The organism is Brotocaccenecus cirricatena, from assembly GCF_020687045.1.
GTDB classification, from domain to species: domain Bacteria; phylum Bacillota; class Clostridia; order Oscillospirales; family Oscillospiraceae; genus Vescimonas; species Vescimonas cirricatena.
On the sequence record NZ_JAJEPW010000129.1, the window covers coordinates 1 to 2,436 of the forward strand.

At 43.4% G+C, this 2,436-nt stretch carries 4 protein-coding genes; all 4 read right to left on the reverse strand.

What is annotated here, in order from left to right; translation table 11 throughout:
• Positions 1-366: 366 nt before the first annotated feature.
• Complete coding sequence (locus LKD37_RS17260; protein ID WP_302930298.1) at positions 367-996, reverse strand: metallophosphoesterase family protein; 630 nt, start codon at positions 994-996, stop codon at positions 367-369.
• 77 nt (positions 997-1,073) lie between these two features.
• Positions 1,074-1,256: a hypothetical protein gene (locus LKD37_RS17265; protein WP_134106794.1), complete on the reverse strand. Its 183-nt coding sequence runs from the start codon at positions 1,254-1,256 to the stop codon at positions 1,074-1,076.
• A gap of 12 nt (positions 1,257-1,268) precedes the next feature.
• On the reverse strand, positions 1,269-1,922 hold the full coding sequence (locus tag LKD37_RS17270; RefSeq protein WP_178265040.1) for a hypothetical protein: 654 nt from the start codon (positions 1,920-1,922) through the stop codon (positions 1,269-1,271).
• A 160-nt stretch (positions 1,923-2,082) separates the two neighbouring features.
• Positions 2,083-2,253 carry a hypothetical protein gene (locus tag LKD37_RS17275; protein WP_178265038.1) on the reverse strand — a complete coding sequence of 57 codons (171 nt, stop codon included), beginning with the start codon at positions 2,251-2,253 and terminating at the stop codon, positions 2,083-2,085.
• Positions 2,254-2,436 lie beyond the last annotated feature (183 nt).

The window sequence follows — 2,436 nt, forward strand, 5'->3', positions numbered from 1 at the left end:
TCGTCCAGCGAAACCTCGGCTCGTGCCGTCCCCTCCATCAGATGCCGCAGCATGGTGGATTTTCCCACCTGACGCGGGCCGGTCAGCAGCACACAAGCATACTCCTCGCTTACCGCTATAAACTTCTTTTCAAGCTGCCTCTCAATATACATTGCCCTGCCTCCTTTAGGCTAAAATACGATGCACCTTTATTATAGCCTACGTGAGAGGAGAAATCAATAGATTTTAGGCTAAAATACGATACACTTGTATTTTAGCCTATATGGGCAGCAATTATGCGTGTCTGCACAGGCTTTCACCATTCATGTAAAAGTCGCCCGATTTCAAATCAGGCGACTGAGCAGACGGCACTTGTTATTCCCCCCATCAAAGAGCGTCGGGATTTTCTTCATGGTACCTTGCATCTCCTTCTATAATCTCATCCAGCGTTCTTGGCGTGTAATCCATATACGGCATCATGCAACCGACATTGATGAAGTTACCGTTCGGCGTGCCGTAACCGGTGGAATTTGCCTTTACCTCACGGCGCAGCTTTGCGATATACTCATATTCAATCGTCTGATGGACATGCCCGTAGAGCATGAACGCTGTCGAAGCGAAGCTGGCACGGAAGAAGGGAATCGGATAATGACACATCACAACATGCTTGCCGCTGTCCTTGATTTCCTTCAAGTCCGTAATTTCTTGGAACATACGCTTTGTGGAAGCGCTGAATTGCTTGGGATCGTGATTGCCCCGTATCAGCACCTTGTTGCCGCCAAGCGAACCAACAATAGACGGCCACTCGCTTTCCTTTGCCCAGATGAAATCGCCAAGAATGTATACCGTGTCATCGCTGCGTACTCTGGCGTTCCAGTTTTCTATGAGCTTGTTATTCATCTCATTGACATCCGCAAATGGCCTGTTATCAAACCGCAGAATATTTTCATGCCCGATATGCAAATCAGAAATATAGTAATTCATTGCGTTCCTTTCTGTTGTGTCTTTGAATGCCATAAAAAGCCTCCGTATTCTTGCGATGGCCACAATAATACGGAGGCTTCATTGTTCTTTCAGATATGCAATATGGTTAGTTATTCATCTTCATCATCGTCGTTTGGCCAAGATGAGATCATGTGAATATCACCGGTATCCATATCCATTGCCATATTGTTACCCATTCTCATCATAAGGTCACCGTCAGAATCCATTGCCATATTATCTGAAATCGAAAAAGCAAAATCTCCGTCTTCAAAGTCAAAAAAGTGTTTTCCCATCAGAACATCTCCTTATCTGAAGTATTTGTAATAGATTTCGTTGACCGCTTCAACATATACGATAAAAGAAGGATGTGTGTTGTCTTGGCGAGAAAGATACATGCTCTTCAACTCAACATACCTATCTCTGGCCTCTTGCCATAGTCCCTCTGCTTTTATTGCATCGGCTTTTTCCTTTACATCGTGAGATTTTGGGACTTCATTCCATGTGTATTGATCGTAGCCAACACAGAAAGCGTTTTTATTATGAATGAGTCTCATATAATCTCCGTTGCGATTTTTAGTTAGAATTGCAACATCGAAGCTGAATTCAACATTTGGCGAATCATTGAAATGTAAAAGCGTGGTTAAGCAGGATCTTGAATCCATAGCATCCGAAAAGAAATCCTTTCTCTCAGCCTTATTAAGCGCATTCCGAACTGTATCTTTTAGTAGCCGTAAGTTTTTCCAATATCTTTCGTCCGCTTTTATGACAACGAGGTTGTAGTCAAGATCGTAAGGTCCATTTCCATTCCTTGTTATCAAGTTTTTTGCACCGCTTCCGACAAGCGAAAACTGAGCAATAATATTCTTGCTCTTTAGTATCTCACAAGTCTTAGTCAGAACGGAGGCGCAATCGGAACGATATCGCTTCGATTCGGATTCACAAACAATTTCATAGGCCATAACATTCTCCTTTTTCTCCCACGCCTCCCATTTATGATCTAGCATAAATCATATCATTATACTCCTGATTATATAGTTGTCAAGATAGAAGTTCAATTTTTTACAACAAATCTCGAAAAGTCTCGAGCATTCTTGGGAGAAGGCATGAAATTCCTCTACCTCATTTCATCACCTTGATAATCAGCTCGTTCACATCCTCTGTCGGTTTTCCGGCAGAAAGAAGCTTGTTGCGAAAAGCAAGAAGCGCTCCCCGCAACAGCCGCGCCTCGTCAGGGGACAGCTCAACCATTCGTGTCTCTGCTTTACGGCGGAACATTTGCAGCACCTCCATTCCTCTCTGCCTCCATTGTATCCGCAGATGCTCATCATGGCAAATGTGCAAATGAAAATCTTCCGAAAAGCGAATACGGCAGCCTATTGAAAGGCTGCCGTAGATCGACAAACTGGAATTTTCAAATTAGTCTTTGCAAATAACCTTTGAACCTTCACCATCAATTACAATTCCCTGACGGTT